We start from the raw sequence: 19,285 nt of genomic DNA on the forward strand, positions 1-19,285 counted from the left end.
GCATGGCGGATGCCGCGACCGCTCGAACCACGAAGCCGCGCCCCTCTTCGCCCGCCTCGCAGACGCTCAGCCGCGGCATCCAGATCCTCGAACTTCTCGCGGACGCGCGCGGCTCCCTCGCTATCGACGAGGTCGCTCAGGCGCTCGGGCTGCATCGCTCGATCGCCTACCGGCTGCTGCGCACGCTCGAGGATCACGGCCTCGTTGTGCGTGACGCGAACGGCCGGGTCATGCTCGGCGCGCACATGGCCACTCTCGCTGCCGGGGTCGCGCGCGACCTGCAGACGGAAGCGCTCCCCGAGCTCACCGAGGCCGCGAACGAGCTCGGCATCACGTGCTTCCTCGGAGTGCTCGATCAAGACCAGTGCGTCACTCTCGTGAGCATCGAGCCACGGCACGCGGTGGCTTCGGTGGCGCAGCGGCCCGGGGCGCGGCATCCCGTCACCGTCGGCGCTCCCGGGAAGGTCATCATGTCGATGCTGTCAAGCGCCGAGTGGCCGGCAGACGTGTCTGACCGGCTGCGTGCTGACATGGCGGAAACCCTCGAGCGCGGTTACGCGACGAGCCACGACGAGGTCATTCCGACGGTGAAGAGCGTCGCCGTGCCGCTCGCGCTGCGCGGCAGGCGGCCCGCGGCCCTCGCGGCCGTGTACGTCGGGCCGGCCCACGATCCGGCGATGATCGCGGAGCGCCTCGCCCGCTCGGCCGCGACGATCCGCGACGCGCTCGGCAGCTGATCAACGCAGGGCGCACCATCGCGGCCGGGAGGCATGTGGCACACTTGAACCGGCGCTGAAGCGCCGCGGCGGTGGGGCTCGCCGCACCCAACCTCGGCGCAAGTCGACAACGGTCCCTCCCTCACTCATCGGCGTGCATTCAGGGAGGCAGTCATGGCGCACCACGGGCCGCCCCTTCACCTGCAGTGGCGGTTCATCGCGCTCATCGCCGTCGGCGGCGCGATTGGCACGGCGCTTCGAGCGGGCCTCGGCACTGCTCTCGCAACCGACGGGTTCCCGGTCGCGACCTTCTCCGTGAACCTCGCGGGCGCGTTCGGGCTCGGGATGCTGCTGGAAGCGCTCGTGCGCTTCGGAAATGACACCGGGCATCGCCGGGTGCTGCGTCTCGGGCTCGGCACGGGATTCTTCGGCGGCTTCACGACCTACAGCTCGTTCGCGGTCGAGACGGCCGGCTTCCTGACGCGCGGCGACGACGGGCTCGCTGTCGGCTACGCGCTCGGCACCGTCGTCGCGGGCGCCCTCGCGACCGTTCTCGGAGTGATGGCCGGCGCGACTCTGCACCGGCGCCGTGCACGTCGAGGACGCGCCGCATGACGCCCCTCGTCTTCGCAGCCGTCGCCGTCGCCGGGGGCATCGGCGCAGCCTGTCGCTTCTGGCTCGACAGCATCATCACCGCGCGTGCTCGCATCGCCTACCCGCTGGGCACGAGCATCATCAACGTGAGCGGCTCGTTCGCGCTCGGCGTGCTCACCGGAGCGGCGGCCGGCAGCCTGGTGTCGTCGTCCCTCGCGCTCATCGTCGGCACAGGGTTTCTCGGCGGCTACACGACCTTCAGCACCGCGAGCGTCGAGACCGTTCGACTCGTGCAGCAGGGGCGCTGGCTCGCCGGCCTCGTCAACGGCATCGGGATGCTGCTGCTCGCTGTCGCCGCGGCCGCCCTCGGCCTGTGGCTGGGCTCGCTGCTCTGATCACTCCCCCCGCAGCGGGTGACGCAAGCGATCGAAGAACACCCACGCGAACCCGGCGATGATCAGCACACCGTCCACGGCGTGGAGGAAGCCGAACCACCTGCTGATCCCGAATCCGAGCCCCACGAGCAGACCCTGCACGAAGTAGAGCAGGATGAACAAGACCAGCGGGATGACCCAGACCTTCCAGTTCGCTCGCGACAAGAGGCCGAGAATGAACATCACCGCCGCAACGATGTAGAGCACTTGCCCGTCGATCGCGTGCGGTTCGAACGCCGCCATGCCCCAGGCCTGGTCACCCGGCTTCTCTTCGGCTCCCCAGAAGCCGAGCGCCGCGAACGCCACTTGAAGCAGCGCAAGGACGAGACCGAGCAATGCGACCCATTGCAGGATGCGATCGCACACGACGCGCCAGCCGGCGACGCGCTCGACGCGCGCCGTGGTCACTGAACTCATGATTGCCTCCCCGGCGCCGCCTCGCTGTGGGCGGGGAGGCGTCATTGCCGAGCCAGGGTTCGTCGGAGACTCCGATGGCTTTAAGGCGCACAGTACTCCGCCGGTCGTCGCGCGGGAAGAGGCGGCGTGTGCCGCAATGTGGGGGCAAGCGCGCGGTGAAACTAGAAATACCACTGCGGAGTTGCATCGAGAATGTCGTGCACCCGGTCAGCTGACGACCGGCTCACAGTGGCGCCGCATCGGTCAACGCCGCTTCGGATATCCGCCGCTTCACCAGCTGCGCGGGAAATGCATCGACATCGTCGCCGAGGAGAGCGCGAACCTCTTCGAGCACACCACTCGATCGCATCAGAATGTTTCCGTCCGCCGGGTCCATGTCAACGAGGATGTCGATATCGCTGTCGGGCCCCGCATCGCCTCAGGCAACCGACCCGAAGAGCCGCGGGCGCGTCGATCCGTACTTGTCGAGTATCGCGTCAAGTTCAGCCCGACGAACCTCAATGCGCTCACGCAACGCGAGCGCAGATGCCGGGACGCCGGATCCCAAGGCTTCGACCTCTCCACGAGGAGAATGGAATGGCGGAGACGGAGGGATTTGAACCCTCGGTCCCCTTACGGGGACTCCACCTTAGCAGGGTGGTGCACTAGGCCTGACTATGCGACGTCTCCGTGGGCCCGCTGGGCGGACACACGCGTTAAAGCATAACGGGTGAGGGCCTCAGCCTCGAAATCGAGTGCCGGATGCCACGCCCGGCGGCATCCGCTCTAGTATCCGTTTCCGTCAGCACACGTCTCGAGCGACGCATTCTGGCCGTGGATGCTGTCGGGCAGTTCCACGGTGCCGTCCTCGGGAGGCGTCGTGCTGTCGGGAGAATCCGTCGCCGGCGGCGTCGTCGGCGGGGCGGTGGACTCTCCGTCCTGCGGGATCGAACCGCCCGTGCCACCGGTTACGGACAGGTTCTTGTCCTGCTTGATCGCGTCGAAAAGCGTGTTCGCGTCGGTCGTGAGCGGAGAGACGCCGCCGTCGACATAGTAGTTCGGGTACTGCACGAACGTGATCTTGTCGGTCGGGATGTCGGCGAGCGTCATGCCGATCGACACCATCGTGTTGATGTTGTTGAGGCTCTGCGAGAACTGCATGTTCGTCGCGGCGACCTTCGCGATGCTGTAGAGCTTGACCGGGTCGGTGAGCGTCTCGGCCGACTTGAGCTCGCGCACGAGCGCCGAGAGGAAGAGCTGCTGGTTGCTGATTCGGCCGAGGTCGGAGCCGTCGCTCACGCCGTGTCGGGTGCGCAGGAACTGCAGCGCGTCCTTGCCCTTGAGCGAGACGTTGCCGGCCGGCAGGTCGAGATCGGTCTTCGAGTCCTTGATCGACTTCGCGAGGCACACCTCGACGCCGCCGATCGCGTTCGACAGCGCGATGACGCCGTTGAACTGCACTTCGGCGGCGAACGGGATGTCGAGACCCGTGAGGTCCTCGACCGCGAGCACCGTGCACGCCATGCCGCCGTAGGAGAGGGTCGTGTTGATCTTCTGGCGGCTCATCGCCGGGTAGCTGCCGACCTGCTCGCCATCCTCATTGAACCTGGGGCACGACGGGATGGGCACGAACATGTCGCGCGGGAAGCTGACGACAGTCGCGTTGCTGTGGTCCTCGGCGACGTGCAGCAGCATCGTGACGTCGTTGAGGTTTCCCGTCTCGCGCGCGGGGTTGCCGTAGCCATCGCCCTGGCCGGCGCGGCTGTCGCTTCCGATCAGCAGCAGGTTCACTCCGCCCTCGATCGAGTTGATGTCGGGAGCGGCCTGCCCGGGGGTCTCGCCCGCGAGCACCGCGCCCTTCGAGGTCGTGTTCACGACGTCGGTCACCGCCCATGCCGCGACCCCGCCGACGCTCACAAGCGCCACGGCGACGGCGCACGCGACGAACTTGCCGGCCGTCTGCCAGACGCCGCGCCGCGGCAAGCGGCCATGCCGGGCGATAGTGGACGAGCGTCGCGCCACGCGGGTTCCTCTCGCAGACAACAAGTGAGACTTCGGGCCGTATCGGCCTTCGCTAGTGTGAACTGGCCCAAATGCGCAGATCACCGACGTTTACTTTAAGCCCACGATGCTGAGAACACGGTAAACGGCGCCTGCGGGAGTCCGCAATCGCCCCCTCTTGCGGGTCAGCGGCGCCGAGCTGCCGTGTGACTGATGGCGCGCACCGCCTCGATCACGGCGCTGCCGACGAGCACGGCAGCGCCCACCCAGATCGCGCGCCCCGGCGCGTCGGTCAGAAACGTCTCGCGCACGGGCTGCTCGGGGATGAACACGAGCCCGGTGAGAACGACGGCAACGAACACGAGGAAGAACGCGCTCAGCGGAGCGATGAATGTGCGCCACACTGCCCGCCAGCCGATGAAGCGGCGTGCCAGCCGCCAGGCGAAGACGAACCCGCCGGCGACCCCAAACGCCAGCCAGCCGTAGTTGAGCGTGCTGAATCCGGTAATGCCGACGAAGTCAAAGCGACGGATGATCGCGAAGTAGAGGTCAACCACCGCGGCGGCGACCAACGCCGTGATCCACGGCCAGCGAAGGATGACCGACCATGACGTCCATGCGGATGCTGCCTCACGATTGGTCATCGCGCTCCATCCCTCGTCACCCGGAACACGTGCGCCTGCCGTCTTCGAGGTCCAGACGGCGACGTCACACAGCGGAGGGCGTGGGATTCGAACCCACGAGACATTTCTGCCCACTGGTTTTCAAGACCAGCTCCATCGGCCGCTCGGACAGCCCTCCTCGTCACCGCACGCGGCGACGCTGACCGATTCTACCCGACAGGGTCAGGACGCCGTCACAGCGAGGCGAGCACGTGAGCGAGGCCGTCGTCGGAGATGCTCGCCGCGACCTCGGTCGCGGCATCCTTCACCTCATCGGGCGCCTGGCCCATCGCGACGCCACGCCCGAGCTCACCGGCCCACTTGAGCAGCTCGACGTCGTTGCGTCCGTCGCCGACAGCGACGAGTCGCGATTGCGGGGCGCCGATCCATTCCCGCACGCGCTCCATGGCGGTCGACTTGTTCACGCCGAACGGGGCGATGTCGAGCCACGCCGTCCAGCCGATCGCGTAGGTGACCTTGTGCAGCCCCATCTCCTCGACGACGCGCAGGAACTCCTGCTCGTCGTGCCCGGGCGAGACCACCACGACGCGCGTGACGGGCTTGTGCAAGAGCTGTTCGAACTCGACCTGCTCGGCGCCGTCGAGATTCCAGTCCGTCATTCCCTGCGTGTATCGGCGGAAGCCGTCGGGGTACTCGACCATGTAGCGGCCGTCGTCGAGGTTCTCGTGGATGAGCTGCAGCACCTCGGTCGGGTCGAAGGTCTCCACGTGATGGCGCACGTACTCGTCGCCCTCGCGCTTCATGATGAGCGCGCCGTTCGCGCACACCGCGTAGTCGCTCTGCAGGCCGAGCTCGTCGAGAACGGGCTTCGTCGACTCCCAGCTTCGGCCGGTCGCGAGCATGAGTTCGTGACCCTGATCGGATGCCGCGAGCACGGCCTTCCGCACGGCCGGCGAGATCTCGCCGTCCTCGTGCAGAACCGTGCCGTCGACGTCGAGCGCGACGAGCAGGGGGCCGTCCGGGCTCACGCGACGGGCTCCGCGACCTCGAGCCCTCCCAGGTAGGGGCGCAGCGCCTCCGGGATGACGACCGAACCGTCGGCCTGCTGGTGGGTCTCGAGGATCGCGACAAGCCAGCGCGTCGTCGCGAGGGTTCCGTTGAGGGTCGCGACGGGAGCCGTCTTCCCACTCTCGGTGCGATAGCGGGTGTCGAGCCGACGCGCCTGGTACGTCGTGCAGTTCGAGGTGGACGTGAGCTCGCGGTACGCGTCTTGCGTCGGCACCCACGCCTCGACGTCGAACTTGCGGGCCGCGCTCGAGCCGAGGTCGCCCGCCGCGGTGTCGATGACGCGGTAGCTCAGGCCGAGCGACTGCAGCATGTCCTCCTGCCAGCCGAGCAGGCGCTCGTGCTCCGCCTGCGCTGCGTCGGGAGTCGTGTAGACGAACATCTCGAGCTTGTTGAACTGGTGCACGCGGATGATGCCGCGCGTGTCCTTGCCGTACGAGCCGGCCTCGCGCCGGTAGCACGTCGACCAGCCGGCGTAGCGCAGCGGGCCTGCGGAGAGGTCGAGGATCTCGTCGGCGTGGTAGCCGGCGAGCGCGACCTCGCTCGTGCCCGTCAGGAACAGATCGTCGGCCTCGAGCTTGTACACCTCGTCGGCGTGCTCGCCGAGGAACCCGGTTCCCGACATGATCTCAGGCTTGACGAGCGTCGGGGTGATGAGCGGCGTGAATCCCGCGGCGAGCGCACGGTCGAGGCCGAGGCTCATGAGGGCGATCTCGAGACGCGCGCCGATGCCCTTGAGGTAGTAGAACCGCGCGCCCGACACCTTGGTGCCGCGCGCCATGTCGATAGCGTCGAGCCTCTCGCCGATCTCGAGGTGGTCACGCGGCTCGAAATCGAAGCGCGGCTTCTCGCCGACGGTGCGCAGCGTCACGAAGTCCGCCTCGCCGCCCGCCGGCACGCCATCGATGATGACGTTCTGGATGCCGCCGGCGATCTCGCCGAACCGGGTCTCCGCGGCCGAGGCCTCGTGCTGCGCTTCCTTCACGCGCGCGGCGAGCTGCTGCACTTCGGCGACGAGCGCCTTCTTCTCCTCCTTGGGCGCCTTCGCGACCTTCTTGCCGAACGCATTCTGCTCGGCGCGCAGCTGCTCGAACTCGTTGATGGCGCTGCGCCTGGCGGCATCCGCCTCGATGGCCTCATCGACGAGGTCGACGCGTGATCCGCGCGCCTGCTGCGAACGACGGATGATATCGGGGTTTTCGCGCAAGAGTACGGGATCGATCACACTGCCAAGTCTAAGCGTGATGCCGATAGGTTTCTGCTATGAGCGGTGAGGGTGGGAAGTTCGCGACGGTTGTCTACAACCCGATCAAGGGCAATGCGTCGAGCGTGAAGCGCCATTTCACCGAGGGCGCCGAGAAACACGGCTGGGCCGCTCCGAAGTTCATCGAGACGAGCGAGGCCGACCCGGGCGTGGCCATGGCGCGCGAGGCCGTCGCCGACGGCGCGGCGATCGTCGTCGCGGCGGGTGGCGACGGCACGGTCCGCTGCGTCGCGGAGGGACTGCGCGACAGTGGCGTGCCCCTCGCGCTCGTGCCGTCGGGGACGGGAAACCTTCTCGCACGCAACCTCGACATTCCGCTTGGCAGCATCCATCAGGCCGCGACGATCGCGTACACGGGCGAGACCCGCACGATCGACCTGGGCATCGCCGAGGTCAAGCCGCCGAACGGTCCCACGAGCGAGCACGCGTTCCTCGTCATGGCGGGGATGGGCATCGACGCGCAGATGATCGCGAACACGAACGACGAGCTCAAGAAGACCGTCGGCTGGCTTGCGTACGCGGATGCCGTCATCCGCTCGGTCGCGGGGCTCAAGCCGTTCCGCATCCGCTACCAGCTCGCCGACAGTCCGCGGCACAGCGCCCACGTCAGCACGATCCTCGTCGCGAACTGCGGAACGCTGCCTGCCGGCATCGAGCTGCTGCCCGATGCGCGGATCGATGACGGTCAGCTCGACGTCGCCGTGTTGCAGCCCAACGGCGTGCTCGGCTGGCTGCAGGTGTGGCGCAAGGTGCGCTGGGAGAACGGGATGCTGCGGCGATCGAGCATCGGACGCCGCATCATCAAGGCGACAGAGGGCAAAGACAGCACGATCACATACTTGCGGTCGCCGAGCGTAACGATTCGGCCCGACGAGAGTCAGGAACTCGAGCTCGACGGCGACGAGTTCGGCGCGGCGAGCGCGGTGCGCTTCACGGTGGATCCGGGAGCGCTCCGCGTGCGGGTTCCCGCGAAGCGCTGAGCCCTCCCTGCGCCGGGAGACGCGAAGAGGCGGCCGGGCCGAAGAACCTGTCCTCGTCCCGGCCGCCTCTCGACCAGCTGTGCGGTGTCTAGATGACGCCCTGCGCGAGCATGGCGCTCGCGACCTGCACGAACGCGGAGGTGTTCGCGCCCACGACGTAGTCGCCCGGGTGGCCGTAGCGCTCCGCGGCCTCGAAGGCCGAGCGGTGCACGTTGCGCATGATCTCGTGCAGGCGGTGCTCGCTGTCGTCGAATGACCAGCGCTCGCGCGACGCGTTCTGCGTCATCTCGAGTGCGGAGGTCGCGACCCCGCCCGCGTTCGCGGCCTTGCCCGGGCCGAACAGCACGCCGGCCTCCTGGAACGCGCGCACGGCGTCCGGCTGCGTGGGCATGTTCGCGCCCTCGGAGACCGCGACGACGCCGTTCTTGATGAGCGTCTCGGCGTCGCGCAGGCTCAGCTCGTTCTGCGTCGCGCTCGGCAGGGCGATGTCGCCCTTCACGTCCCAGACGGAGCCGTCGCTGATGAAGCGCGCCGAGCTCTTGCGGTTCGCGTACTCCGAGATGCGCAGCCGCTCGACTTCCTTGATCTGCTTGAGCAGGTCGACGTCGATTCCGTCCTCGTCCACGATGTAGCCCGAGGAGTCGGATGCCGTGATGGCGGTTCCGCCGAGCTGCTGCACCTTCTCGATCGCGTAGGTCGCGACGTTGCCCGAGCCGGACACGACGGCCGTGCGACCCTCGATGCCCTCGCCCTTGACGGCGAGCATCTCCTCGGCGAAGAACACGGCGCCGTAGCCGGTCGCCTCGGTTCGCACCTGCGCACCGCCCCAGCCGAGGCCCTTGCCGGTCAGCACGCCGGACTCGTGGCGGTTGGTGAGCTTGCGGTAACGGCCGAAGAGGTAGCCGATCTCGCGGCCGCCCACGCCGATGTCGCCGGCGGGAACGTCGGTGTACTCGCCGATGTGGTGGTACAGCGCGTCCATGAACGACTGGCAGAAGCGCATGATCTCCGCGTCGCTCTTGCCGTGCGGGTCGAAGTCGCTGCCGCCCTTGCCGCCGCCGATGCCCTGCCCGGTGAGCGCGTTCTTGAAGATCTGCTCGAAGCCGAGGAACTTGATGATCGACAGGTTGACGGTGGGGTGGAATCGCAGTCCGCCCTTGTACGGGCCGAGCGCCGAGTTGAACTGCACGCGGAACCCGCGGTTCACCTGCACCTGGTTCTTGTCGTCCGTCCACGGCACGCGGAACATGAGCTGACGCTCGGGCTCGACGAGACGCTCGAGAATGCGCGCGTCGATGAACTCGGGGTGTTCCTTCAGTGCAGGTGCGATCGACTCGAGCACTTCATGCAGGGCCTGGTGGAACTCGGGCTCGTTGGCGTTGCGCGCTGTCGCGGTCGTGTAGACGGAGTCAATGTACTCGTTGACGGAAGAAGTCGTCACATGCGGTCTTTCTGTGTATTGCGGGAAAGCATCAGACAGCACCGGCTGAAGCTCGTCTTGGCAGATACGCGCACGTGGGATGGCGGCGCGTGAAGCGCCGAGACAGAGGGGGTCGGCCTTTCGTGGGGCCAGACACAGTTTGGTCGCTAGGAGCGGGTTTCGTCAATCTCACGATGACGATCGGATGCCGCGAGCTGCCAGCGTGCCGCCATCCAGAACAGACCGCCCAGCCCGATCAGCGCGCCGAGAAATGCGGGGATCATGTACGCGAACGGCTGCCAGCGCATGGCGCTGAAGTACGTGACGACGACGTTCAGCGGGGGCGGATGCTCGTCGAAGGCGACCGCGATCGAGCCTCTCTCGTGGTCCACCCACATCGTCGCCGTCATCGTCGAGAACTCTCCCGACAGCTCGGCGTAGGCGAGCAGCGTCTGGCGCGCGGACTGCAGCATCGACTCCACCTCAAGGTCACCGACACCGCCCTCGACATCCTCCATGGAGCCGAAAAGCAGACGGGCGCTGCCGTCCGGAGGCGTTCCCTCCCGCACCGTGATCGCGGACTGCGCACTCTCGATGCGGTGCGTCATGCCCGTGTGCGTCGAGAAGACTCCTGCCGCGCACAGCACCACTCCGACAAGTGCAGCGATCCCGGCGCCTGAGATCAGTCGCACGGTCAGCGGTTTCCCGCGCGCCCACGCAGCCACGTCGCGGCAGCGAAGAACACGGCCCCGACGGCGGCCAGCAGGCCGACGAGCACCGCGAGCGGCGCGATTCCCCAGCTGACTTGAGTGGCGACGTACTCCTTCACGTCGTCTTCCTGGTTCGTGAAGCCGCCGAACATCCGGTCCACCATCGCCGCCGTGGCGTCGCCGTAGGCGCTGAGCCCCCACACGATCAGTCCGATGCTGACCACGACGATCACCCACAGGAAGGGATTGCGCAGCAGGAGCGCGACCGGACCGAGCCGCGCGGGAGCGGCATCCGCCTTGGCCATCTCCTCGGCCTCGGCGATCGCCTCGGGCGTGAGCTCATCGGCGTGGAAAACGTCCACGTCGTCGTCGGATGCCGCGCGTCGGGCGTGCGCGGCGGTCGCCGTGGTCGGCGACGGCACCCGATGCTCATCGACTCTCGACTCGGCGGGCGGCGCCGCGGGCGAACCATGCCGGTCGGGGTCGTAGCCGGGCTGGAAGCGCGGATCGTAGCGCGGGTCGAACTCGGGTGGCGTCACTGCCTGCTCCTTCGCCTTGTTACGGGCTAGTCTGCCGTACTCCCGACCGCGCTCGCGAGAGAGCGGTCAGTCGTCAGCGCCCGGTTCGGAACTGATGAGGCCGCGCAGCCAGTCGCGCGCTTCGATGTAGACGTCGTCGTCGTAGCGCGGATCGAAGCGGATGGGCTTCTTGTCGGCGCGCGGGTAGGAGCCGAGGAACCGCACGTGCGGACTGAACCGGTGCACGCCCATGAGCGCGTCGGCGACACGCTCATCACGGATGTGTCCGTCGAGGTCGATGACGAAGCGGTAGCGTCCGAGCGCGTCGCCGATGGGCCGCGACTGGATCATCGTCATGTTCACGCCGCGCGTCGAGAACTGCTCGAGCATGTCGAGCAGCGCGCCCGGCTGGTCGACGGGAAGCTCGGCGACGAGACTCGTCTTGTCGGCCCCCGTCGGCTCGGGGATGCGCCGGTCGCGCGTGACGAGGGCGAAGCGCGTCACGGCGTTGCGGTTGTCGCCGATGTGCTCCGCGAGCACGTCGAGGTCGTAGTGCTCGGTGATGGAGGGCGGCGCGATCGCGGCATCCGCGAGCTCGTTCTCGAGCAGGTTCGCGGCCGCCGCCACGTTGCTCGTCGCGGGGATGTGGCCGTGGCCGGGAAGGTTCGCGTCGATCCAGATGCGGCTCTGCGCGTAGGCGACGGGGTGGCCGTTGATGACGCGCACGTCTTCGAGGCGCGTGCCTTTGCGCGCGACGAGGCTGAAGTCCACGGCGACGAGATACTCGCCGACGATGCGCAGTCCGGGCGTCGTCGCGAGCGCGTCCTGGGCGGCCGAGACGCCGCCGTCGATCGAGTTCTCGACCGCGATCACGGCGCCGTCGCTCACGCCCGAGGTGACATCGGCGAGCGCTTCGGGCACGCTGTTGACGCTGCGCCAGTTCTGGCCGGTCGCATCGGGCACTTGCGCGAGGGCCGCCTCCGTGAAGGTTCCGCGGGGACCGAGATAGCTGTACGTCCGGAGGGCAGCGGGATCGTGCGAGGGCATAGCACTGAGCCTAGTCGCCTGTCAGAATGGCCACATGAACGATCGGGCGGGAACACAGGCGACAGCAGACGACCTCATCGACGTCGAAGAACTCATCGCGGCGTACTACCGACGCCAGCCGGACGTGAGCATTCCCGAGCAGCGCGTCGTGTTCGGCACGAGCGGCCATCGCGGCTCGTCGTTCAACACCGCGTTCAACGAGCACCACATCGCGGCGACGACGCAAGCGATCGTCGAGTACCGCGCGTCCATCGGCATCGAGGGGCCGCTGTTCCTCGGCGCCGACACGCACGCGCTGAGCAACCCCGCGAAGACGACAGCGCTCGAGGTTCTCGTCGGCAACGGCATCCACGTGCTCGTCGACGAGTACGACGACTACGTCCCGACGCCGGCGCTGAGCCACGCGATCCTGCGCTACAACAATGATCCGGCCAACAAGAAGAAGGCCGACGGCATCATCATCACGCCGAGCCACAACCCGCCCGGCGACGGCGGCTTCAAGTACAACCCGCCGCATGGCGGTCCCGCGGACACCGACGCGACCTCCTGGATCGCCGAACGCGCCAATGAGCTCATCGCGAGCGGGCTCAGCGACGTGAAGCGCGCGGAGCCGACCGGCGTCGACACGTATGACTTCCGCGGCATATACGTGGACGATCTGCAGAACATCATCGACATGGAGGCGATAAAGAACTCCGGAATCACGATCGGCGCCGACCCCCTCGGCGGCGCGAGCGTGCACTACTGGCAGGCGATCGCTGAGCGTTACGACCTTGACTTGACCGTCCTCAACCCTCTCGTCGATCCCACGTGGCGGTTCATGACCCTCGATTGGGACGGCAAGATCCGCATGGATCCCTCGAGCGCATCCGCAATGGCCTCCGTGCTCGACCACCAGGGCGACTTCGACATCATCACGGGAAACGACGCGGACGCCGACCGTCACGGCATCGTCACGCCCGATGCGGGGCTCATGAACCCCAACCACTTCCTCGCCGTCGCGATCGACTACCTGTACCAGAACCGGCGCGGCTGGCATCCCGAGGCCGCGATCGGCAAGACGCTCGTGTCGAGTTCGATGATCGACCGCGTGGCCGCGTCGCTCGACCGGCGGCTGTGGGAGGTTCCCGTCGGCTTCAAGTGGTTCGTCCCCGGCCTCATCGACGGCTCTGTCGCGTTCGGCGGCGAGGAGAGCGCGGGAGCGAGCTTCCTGCGCAAGGACGGCACGGTCTGGACGACCGACAAGGACGGGATCCTGCTGTGCCTGCTCGCCTCCGAGATCCGCGCGGTGACGGGCAAGTCGCCCTCGCAGCTGTACGACGACCTCACGGCGCGCTTCGGCGCCCCGGCGTACCAGCGCATCGACGCTCCCGCGACTCCCGAGCAGAAGGCCGCGCTCAAGAAGCTCGACGGCGACGCGATAACGGCGACCGAGCTCGCGGGCGAGCCGATCGTCGCGAAGCTCTCGCGCGCCCCCGGGAACGACGAGGCGATCGGCGGCGTGAAGGTCGTGACCGAGAACGCGTGGTTCGCGGCGCGGCCGAGCGGCACCGAGAACGTCTACAAGATCTACGCCGAGTCGTTCAAGGGCGCCGAGCACCTCGCGCAGGTGCAGGACGAGGCAAAGCGCATCGTCGACGCCGCCCTTGGCGGCTGAGGCCTACGCGGGGACCGAGTAGAACCAGACCTGACCGCCAGGGTGCTCCTCGGTGAGGGTCTCGTCGAGGTCGCGGTAGTCGTAGTCGATGTTGTGGCCGATGAGCTTGATGTCGACGCTGCCGTCGGCCGCCGGCACCACGTCGGAGACGATCATCACGTGATCGCGGCGCCCGGTGCCGGTCCAGTCGAAGATCGCGATGTCACCGACCTTGACGTCGCTGCGCTGATCGTCGCTCAGCCGCGTGACCTCCGGGTTCGACTTCAGCCAGTTGTCCATCGCCGGCACGTACGACCAGGCGCTCGTCGCCCGACCGCCGTTGTTGTGCCACGTGGGGGTCTGCTGCCAGCCGCGCGCAACGAGCGTCTGTGAGACGAAGTTGGCGCAGTCTCCGCCGAGCGGGTTGTAATCGCCCCACGCGGCGATGTTGTAGTCGTCCCAGTGGTCGAACGCGTACTGCAGCTGCTTGTCGACCGGTGAGACGACCGCGTAGTCGAAGTCGAGCGCGTCCTTGGGGGTGACCGCTTCCTCGCCGATCCGCACCGACACGTCGACCGATCCGGCCTGGTACTCGGCCGCGTGCGGAACGACGGCCGTCACCGTGTTCTCGTCGACGACGGTGACCTCGGATGCCGCTTCGCCGCCGAATTCGACGGCGCTCACGGTGCCGAGCGATGCGCCCGTGAGGGTCACGGTGTCGCCGCCCGAGACGGAGCCCGTCGACGGCGACATGCTCGCGACGGAGGGGATCGCGGCGGCCGCGGCGGGAGCGCTCGGCACGGGCCGCACGGGAGTCGACGCCGCACCGGGACCGGCGGCGCAGCCGCCGAGAAGCAGCGCCGACAGCGCGAGGGCCGCCGCGATCGCAGAGCGGGAGCGAGCGGCTCGGGGCATGAATCGGCTCTCAATCGAAGGTCGGGGCAGCTCCATGCTAGAGGACGCCGGCTTGAGGGGCACTGTGACTCCACCATGATCACAATTCGGTCACGGTGTTGACAAGCCCTCACGAACCGACCTAGAGTCGGTGCTCGAAACCGTGAGAGCGCTCTCATGCACGAGTGTGAGAGCGCTCTCACACCTCCCTTTCCCTTTCCACACCATCCACAAAGGAGTGATCGTGAAACTCTCACGCCGCACCACCGTCTCCGGGGTCGTCGCGGGCGCCGCAGCGTTCGCGCTTCTCGCGACAGGCTGCTCCGCCGGCTCGGACGCCGCCGCCGACGGCAAGGTCGAACTGACCGTCACCACGTTCGGCACCTTCGGCTACGACGGCCTCTACAAGGAGTACGAGAAGCTGAACCCGAACGTCACCATCAAGGCGACGAACATCGACACGGGCGGCAACGCCCGCACCGACACCTTCACCAAGCTCGCGGCCGGCGACGGCCTGAGCGACATCGTCGCCATCGAGGAAGGCTGGCTCGGCGCGATCATGGAGGTCTCCGACCAGTTCGTCGACCTCAACGACTACGGCGCGCAGGACATCAAGGACCGCTGGCTCGACTGGAAGTTCCAGCAGGGCACAGACCCCGACGGCCGCGTCATCGGCTACGGCACCGACATCGGTCCAACGGGACTCTGCTACAACGGCAAGCTCTTCGAAGCGGCCGGACTGCCGAGCGACCGTGACGCTGTCGCCGAGCTCTTCGGCGGAGCCGACGCGAGCTGGGACAAGTACTTCGAGGTCGGCGCCGAATACACGAAGAAGACCGGCAAGGCCTGGTACGACCACTCGGGCTTCGTCTGGAACTCCATGGTGAACCAGCTCGACGAGGGCTACTACACCGCCGACGGCGAACTCAACGTCAAGGGCAATGACGAGCTGGAGTCGCGCTTCGACCAGCTCGCCGACGCGACGCTGAGCGGCCAGTCCGCCGCGCAGACCGCGTGGGACTGGGGCAAGGGCAAGGCGTTCGTGGACGGCTCCTTCGCGACCTTCGTGTGCCCGGGCTGGATGCTCGGAACCATCAAGGGGCAGCTCGAGGCCGGCGGCGGAGACGCGAGCACCGGCTGGGACTTCGCCGACGTGTTCCCCGGCGGTCCCGTGAACTGGGGCGGATCGTTCCTCTCGATCCCCGAGAGCTCGAAGCACAAGGACGAGGCTGCGAAGCTCGCCGCGTGGCTGACGGACCCCAAGCAGCAGGTCAAGCAGTCGGCCGAGGCCGGCAACTTCCCGAGCACGCTCGACGCCGAGAAGACGCTCGCCGATGAGGCGACGCCGAACGAGCTGTTCAACAACGCGCCCACCGGAGCGATCCTCGCGAAGCGCGCCGAGGGCGTGAAGGCGCAGTTCAAGGGACCCGACGACTCCGTGATTCAGGAGAACGTGTTCGGCCCTGCCCTGCAGCTGCTCGACCAGAAGAAGGCGACGGCCGATGAGGCGTGGGCGAAGGCTCTCGACCTCCTCGACCAGCTCGTCGTCAACAACTGATGAACGGGAGGCTCCCGGTTCACGCCGGGAGCCTCCTCCTGATTGGGTATCCCATGACTGCAACACTCAGCCCCGAGAAGGCCAGCTCGCCTCGCAGCGGGACCGCGCGGGCCTCGGCGCCGCAGCCGGCGTGGCGCCATCGCCTCAGCCGCTTCGACGTCAAGGCGTCTCCGTACTTCTACGTCGCCCCGTTCTTCATCCTGTTCGGCCTCGTCGGTCTCTTCCCCCTCATCTACACGTTCGTCGTCTCGCTCTACGACTGGCACCTCCTGAAAGGGCAGGGCGACTTCGTCGGCCTCGCCAACTTCGTGCACGTGCTGCAGGACGAGTTCTTCTGGAACTCCCTGTTCAACACCTTCAGCATCTTCGTGCTCTCCTCCATCCCGCAGCTGATCGCCGCCGTCGTCATCGCGGCCGTGCTGGACCAGAACATCCGCGGCAAGACGTTCTGGCGCATGAGCGTGCTCCTGCCCTACGTCGTCACGCCCGCCGCCGTCGCCCTGATCTTCTCGAACATGTTCGGCGAGCAGTACGGCCTCATCAACAACCTCCTGCAGAACTTCGGCCTCGACGCGATCGGCTGGAAGACCGACACGCTCGCGAGCCACATCGCGATTGCGACGATGGTCAACTGGCGATGGACGGGCTACAACGCCCTCATCCTGCTCGCCGCTATGCAGTCCGTGCCCCGCGACGTGCACGAGTCGGCCGCCCTCGACGGCGCCGGCGCGATCCGCCGGTTCTTCAGCATCACTCTTCCCGGCATCCGACCCACCATGGTGTTCGTCATCATCACGGCCACGATCGGCGGACTGCAGATCTTCGTCGAGCCGCGCCTGTTCGACGCCGCCACCGCCGGCGGCTCACAGCGCCAGTTCCAGACGACGGTGCTCTACCTGTGGGAGATGGCGTTCTTCCGCCAGAACTTCGGCGAGGCCTCCGCGATCGCCTGGATCCTGTTCCTCATCATCATCGCGTTCGGCATCGTGAACTTCCTGCTCTCGAAGACCATCGCGACGGCCGAGACGAAGACCGCCGTGAACCGGAAGGCCCGACGGGCTGCGAAGCGCAGCGCCGCACAAGGAGGAATCCGATGACAAGCACGACCCTCAGCAGGGAACCGGGAACCGCCGCTGGTCGACGCCGCAAGTTCTACGGCATCGACCGCCGACCGGGGTTTCTCACCTACGGTCTTCTCACCGTGTTCCTCGTGTGCTCGGCCTACCCTCTGTGGTGGTCGTTCGTCATGGCGTCGCGCAGCAACTCCGACCTGGGGCTGACCTGGCCGCCGCTGCTGCCCGGCGGCCGCTTCTGGACGAACGTCCAGACGGTTCTCGAGTCGATCCCGTTCTGGAAGGCGCTCGGCAACAGCGTCATCATCTCGGTCGTCATCACGATCTCGGTCGTCGCGTTCTCGACGCTCGCGGGCTACGCCTTCGCGAAGCTGCGCTTCCCCGGCCGCAACGGGCTCATGGTGTTCGTGGTCGCGACCCTCGCGGTGCCGACGCAGCTCGGCATCATCCCGCTGTTCATGCTCATGCGCACGTGGGGCTGGACGGGCGACATCGGCGCCGTGATCGTGCCGATGCTCGTGACCGCGTTCGGCGTGTTCTTCATGCGCCAGTACCTCGTCGACGTCATCCCGGACGAGCTCATCGAAGCGGCGCGCGTGGACGGCGCGAACATGATCCGGACGTTCTTCCACGTCGCCGTGCCCGCCGCGCGGCCGGCGATGGCGATCCTCGGACTGTTCACCTTCATGACGGCATGGACGGACTTCCTCTGGCCGCTGCTCGTCCTCAACTCGACGAACCCGACACTGCAGACCGCGCTGAGCCAGCTGCAGTCGGCGCACTACGTCGATTACTCGGTCGTGCTCGCGGGCGCGGTCATCTCGACCATCCCTCTGCTTATCCTGTTCATCATCGCAGGAAAGCAACTCATCTCAGGAATCATGCAAGGAGCCGTGAAGGGCTGATGACACTCGAATTTCCCCCGACGTTCATGTGGGGCTCGGCGACCGCCGCCGCGCAAGTGGAAGGAGCCGGGCACACCGATGGCAAGGAGGACTCCGTCTGGGACGCCTTCGCCCGCGTCCCCGGTGCCATCGCCCGCGGCGACGACCTCGAGACCGCGGTTGACCACTACCACCGTTCGGCGGAGGACGTGGCGATCATGGCCCGCCTCGGACTTGACGCGTACCGCTTCTCAACGAGCTGGTCCCGCATCCTCCCGGGCGACGCGCACGTGAACCAGAAGGGGCTCGACTTCTACAGCCGCCTCGTCGATGATCTCCTCGAGGCCGGCATCCTGCCCTGGATGACGCTCTACCACTGGGATCTGCCGCAAGCACTCGAGGAGAAGGGCGGCTGGGCCAACCGCGACACCGCGGAGCGCTTCGCGCACTACGCCGAGGTCGTCTACGGCGCGCTCGGCGATCGAGTGCGGCACTGGACGACGTTCAACGAGCCGTTCTGCTCCTCCCTGCTCGGCTACGCTTCGGGCGTGCACGCACCGGGCCGGCAGGATCCGCGCGCTGCGGTCGCGGCGATCCACCACCAGCACCTCGCCCACGGGCTCGCCGTGACGCGGCTGCGGGAGCTCGGCGCCGAGCAGATCGGCATCACCCTCAACCTCTCCAACGCCATTCCGCTCGACGCGACCGACCCCGTCGACCTCGAGGCCGCGCGCCGCTTCGACGTGCTGCAGAACCGGGTATTCCTCGACCCCGTGGTCACGGGACGCTACGCGGACGACACGCTCGAGGACCTGGAGCCGTTCGGCCTTCGCGAGCTCATCCACCCGGGCGACATGGCGCTCATCGGCGCGCCGATCGACTTCCTCGGCGTCAACCACTACCACGACGACCAGGTCTCGGGTCATCCCGCACCCGGCGGCGACGGGCACTCGGGCGCCACGGATCGCGCGATCGCCTCGCCGTGGATCGGCAGCGAGAACCTGAGCTTCCCGAGCAGGGGGCTGCCCCGCACGGCGATGGGCTGGGAGGTCAACCCCTCCGGGCTGCGCACCCTGCTCGTCCGCCTCGGCAACGAGTACGAGAACCTGCCGCCGCTGTACGTGACCGAGAACGGCGCAGCCTACGAGGACGTCGTCTCTCCCGACGGCCACGTGCACGACGCGGAGCGCACCGCCTACATCCGCGACCACATCCAGGCGGTGTCGGACGCGATCGCGGACGGCGCAGACGTGCGCGGCTACTTCGTCTGGTCGCTGCTCGACAACTTCGAGTGGTCATGGGGCTACGACAAGCGCTTCGGCATCGTGCGGGTGGACTACGACACCTTCGAGCGCACGGTCAAGGACTCCGGCCTCGAATACGCGCGGCTCACCGCGGAAATTCGCGAGCGCAACCGCGCCACAGCGGCATCCGCCCATTAAGGTGGTGACAACGGCGAGAGGGAGGGCGCG

The 19,285-nt window shown here is 67.5% G+C and carries 19 protein-coding genes, 2 tRNA genes and 1 pseudogene; 9 read left to right on the top strand and 13 right to left on the bottom strand.

Features of this window, described 5'->3' with window-relative positions:
* The first annotated feature begins 2 nt into the window (after positions 1-2).
* The 3 genes from BLV49_RS03335 to crcB all read left to right on the top strand — a co-directional run bounded on the left by BLV49_RS03335 (position 3) and on the right by crcB (position 1,705).
* Positions 3-737 (top strand): IclR family transcriptional regulator, encoded by a 735-nt coding sequence (locus BLV49_RS03335; protein WP_091179790.1) that lies wholly within the window; start codon positions 3-5, stop codon positions 735-737.
* A gap of 153 nt (positions 738-890) precedes the next feature.
* A complete protein-coding gene (locus tag BLV49_RS03340) occupies positions 891-1,331 on the top strand; it encodes a fluoride efflux transporter FluC (protein ID WP_091179793.1) in 441 nt (146 codons plus the stop codon).
* Positions 1,328-1,705 carry a fluoride efflux transporter CrcB gene (gene crcB, locus BLV49_RS03345; RefSeq protein ID WP_091179795.1) on the top strand — a complete coding sequence of 126 codons (378 nt, stop codon included), beginning with the start codon at positions 1,328-1,330 and terminating at the stop codon, positions 1,703-1,705. Before BLV49_RS03340 ends, crcB begins: the two co-directional genes overlap by 4 nt.
* Here crcB and BLV49_RS03350 read toward each other — a convergent pair whose 3' ends face one another.
* From BLV49_RS03350 to serS, 8 genes and pseudogenes are all read right to left on the bottom strand, one after another.
* Positions 1,706-2,161 (bottom strand): hypothetical protein, encoded by a 456-nt coding sequence (locus BLV49_RS03350; RefSeq protein WP_143033939.1) that lies wholly within the window; start codon positions 2,159-2,161, stop codon positions 1,706-1,708.
* 223 nt (positions 2,162-2,384) lie between these two features.
* Positions 2,385-2,567, bottom strand: a pseudogene (locus BLV49_RS17000) (nucleotidyltransferase family protein); the annotation flags it as partial.
* 171 nt (positions 2,568-2,738) lie between these two features.
* Positions 2,739-2,830: transfer RNA gene (locus BLV49_RS03360), tRNA-Ser, on the bottom strand.
* Positions 2,831-2,926: 96 nt separating this feature from the next.
* Positions 2,927-4,162 carry an LCP family protein gene (locus BLV49_RS03365; RefSeq protein WP_245723522.1) on the bottom strand — a complete coding sequence of 412 codons (1,236 nt, stop codon included), beginning with the start codon at positions 4,160-4,162 and terminating at the stop codon, positions 2,927-2,929.
* Positions 4,163-4,326: 164 nt separating this feature from the next.
* Positions 4,327-4,785 (bottom strand): hypothetical protein, encoded by a 459-nt coding sequence (locus BLV49_RS03370; RefSeq protein WP_091179802.1) that lies wholly within the window; start codon positions 4,783-4,785, stop codon positions 4,327-4,329.
* 72 nt (positions 4,786-4,857) lie between these two features.
* Positions 4,858-4,942, bottom strand: a tRNA-Ser gene (locus tag BLV49_RS03375).
* Positions 4,943-4,997: 55 nt separating this feature from the next.
* Positions 4,998-5,792: an HAD family hydrolase gene (locus tag BLV49_RS03380; RefSeq protein WP_091179804.1), complete on the bottom strand. Its 795-nt coding sequence runs from the start codon at positions 5,790-5,792 to the stop codon at positions 4,998-5,000.
* Positions 5,789-7,054, bottom strand: a complete 1,266-nt coding sequence (gene serS, locus BLV49_RS03385) for a serine--tRNA ligase (protein ID WP_091179806.1) — start codon at positions 7,052-7,054, stop codon at positions 5,789-5,791. Before serS ends, BLV49_RS03380 begins: the two co-directional genes overlap by 4 nt.
* A gap of 38 nt (positions 7,055-7,092) precedes the next feature.
* On the opposite strand from serS, the gene BLV49_RS03390 reads away from it, so the two are divergent.
* Positions 7,093-8,073: a diacylglycerol/lipid kinase family protein gene (locus BLV49_RS03390; protein WP_091179807.1), complete on the top strand. Its 981-nt coding sequence runs from the start codon at positions 7,093-7,095 to the stop codon at positions 8,071-8,073.
* Positions 8,074-8,161: 88 nt separating this feature from the next.
* Here the strand turns inward: BLV49_RS03390 and gdhA are convergent, their stop codons facing one another.
* The 4 genes from gdhA to pheA all read right to left on the bottom strand — a co-directional run bounded on the left by gdhA (position 8,162) and on the right by pheA (position 11,768).
* Positions 8,162-9,487: an NADP-specific glutamate dehydrogenase gene (gene gdhA, locus BLV49_RS03395; protein WP_434061467.1), complete on the bottom strand. Its 1,326-nt coding sequence runs from the start codon at positions 9,485-9,487 to the stop codon at positions 8,162-8,164.
* Between the two features lie 173 nt (positions 9,488-9,660).
* Positions 9,661-10,218: a hypothetical protein gene (locus tag BLV49_RS03400; protein ID WP_091179811.1), complete on the bottom strand. Its 558-nt coding sequence runs from the start codon at positions 10,216-10,218 to the stop codon at positions 9,661-9,663.
* The gene (locus tag BLV49_RS03405) at positions 10,188-10,742 is read right to left on the bottom strand and encodes a hypothetical protein (RefSeq protein WP_091179813.1); all 555 of its coding nucleotides are present in this window, start codon (positions 10,740-10,742) and stop codon (positions 10,188-10,190) included. Before BLV49_RS03405 ends, BLV49_RS03400 begins: the two co-directional genes overlap by 31 nt.
* Positions 10,743-10,808: 66 nt before the next feature.
* A complete protein-coding gene (pheA, locus tag BLV49_RS03410) occupies positions 10,809-11,768 on the bottom strand; it encodes a prephenate dehydratase (protein ID WP_091179814.1) in 960 nt (319 codons plus the stop codon).
* 34 nt (positions 11,769-11,802) lie between these two features.
* Here pheA and pgm point away from each other — a divergent pair, with 34 nt between their 5' ends.
* Positions 11,803-13,425, top strand: a complete 1,623-nt coding sequence (gene pgm / locus BLV49_RS03415) for a phosphoglucomutase (alpha-D-glucose-1,6-bisphosphate-dependent) (protein WP_091179816.1) — start codon at positions 11,803-11,805, stop codon at positions 13,423-13,425.
* Positions 13,426-13,428: 3 nt separating this feature from the next.
* Here the strand turns inward: pgm and BLV49_RS03420 are convergent, their stop codons facing one another.
* Positions 13,429-14,319, bottom strand: a complete 891-nt coding sequence (locus tag BLV49_RS03420; protein WP_091186703.1) for an amidase domain-containing protein — start codon at positions 14,317-14,319, stop codon at positions 13,429-13,431.
* Between the two features lie 223 nt (positions 14,320-14,542).
* Between BLV49_RS03420 and BLV49_RS03425 the strand changes: the two genes are divergently transcribed.
* From BLV49_RS03425 to BLV49_RS03440, 4 genes are read left to right on the top strand one after another with little or no spacing between them, the layout of a single operon-like run.
* A complete protein-coding gene (locus tag BLV49_RS03425) occupies positions 14,543-15,856 on the top strand; it encodes an ABC transporter substrate-binding protein (protein WP_091186706.1) in 1,314 nt (437 codons plus the stop codon).
* A 53-nt stretch (positions 15,857-15,909) separates the two neighbouring features.
* On the top strand, positions 15,910-16,953 hold the full coding sequence (locus BLV49_RS03430; protein ID WP_091179817.1) for a carbohydrate ABC transporter permease: 1,044 nt from the start codon (positions 15,910-15,912) through the stop codon (positions 16,951-16,953).
* Entirely contained in the window at positions 16,950-17,834 is an 885-nt protein-coding gene (locus tag BLV49_RS03435; RefSeq protein ID WP_091179819.1) for a carbohydrate ABC transporter permease, read from the top strand. Before BLV49_RS03430 ends, BLV49_RS03435 begins: the two co-directional genes overlap by 4 nt.
* Entirely contained in the window at positions 17,834-19,255 is a 1,422-nt protein-coding gene (locus BLV49_RS03440; RefSeq protein ID WP_091179821.1) for a GH1 family beta-glucosidase, read from the top strand. The genes BLV49_RS03435 and BLV49_RS03440 overlap by 1 nt, the downstream gene beginning before the upstream one ends.
* Positions 19,256-19,285 lie beyond the last annotated feature (30 nt).

The sequence above is a fragment of the Paramicrobacterium humi genome (genome assembly GCF_900105715.1).
Lineage (GTDB): Bacteria > Actinomycetota > Actinomycetes > Actinomycetales > Microbacteriaceae > Paramicrobacterium > Paramicrobacterium humi.

Bases quoted from the DNA above. Each gene is read 5' to 3' on its own strand.
- BLV49_RS03370 (WP_091179802.1), bottom strand. From the start codon at position 4,785: ATGACCAATCGTGAGGCAGCATCCGCATGGACGTCATGGTCGGTCATC.
- BLV49_RS03340 (WP_091179793.1), top strand. From the start codon at position 891: ATGGCGCACCACGGGCCGCCCCTTCACCTGCAGTGGCGGTTCATCGCG.
- BLV49_RS03430 (WP_091179817.1), top strand. From the start codon at position 15,910: ATGACTGCAACACTCAGCCCCGAGAAGGCCAGCTCGCCTCGCAGCGGG.
- BLV49_RS03350 (WP_143033939.1), bottom strand. From the start codon at position 2,161: ATGAGTTCAGTGACCACGGCGCGCGTCGAGCGCGTCGCCGGCTGGCGC.
- pgm (WP_091179816.1), top strand. From the start codon at position 11,803: ATGAACGATCGGGCGGGAACACAGGCGACAGCAGACGACCTCATCGAC.
- BLV49_RS03440 (WP_091179821.1), top strand. From the start codon at position 17,834: ATGACACTCGAATTTCCCCCGACGTTCATGTGGGGCTCGGCGACCGCC.
- crcB (WP_091179795.1), top strand. From the start codon at position 1,328: ATGACGCCCCTCGTCTTCGCAGCCGTCGCCGTCGCCGGGGGCATCGGC.
- BLV49_RS03335 (WP_091179790.1), top strand. From the start codon at position 3: ATGGCGGATGCCGCGACCGCTCGAACCACGAAGCCGCGCCCCTCTTCG.
- BLV49_RS03420 (WP_091186703.1), bottom strand. From the start codon at position 14,319: ATGCCCCGAGCCGCTCGCTCCCGCTCTGCGATCGCGGCGGCCCTCGCG.
- BLV49_RS03390 (WP_091179807.1), top strand. From the start codon at position 7,093: ATGAGCGGTGAGGGTGGGAAGTTCGCGACGGTTGTCTACAACCCGATC.
- BLV49_RS03435 (WP_091179819.1), top strand. From the start codon at position 16,950: ATGACAAGCACGACCCTCAGCAGGGAACCGGGAACCGCCGCTGGTCGA.
- pheA (WP_091179814.1), bottom strand. From the start codon at position 11,768: ATGCCCTCGCACGATCCCGCTGCCCTCCGGACGTACAGCTATCTCGGT.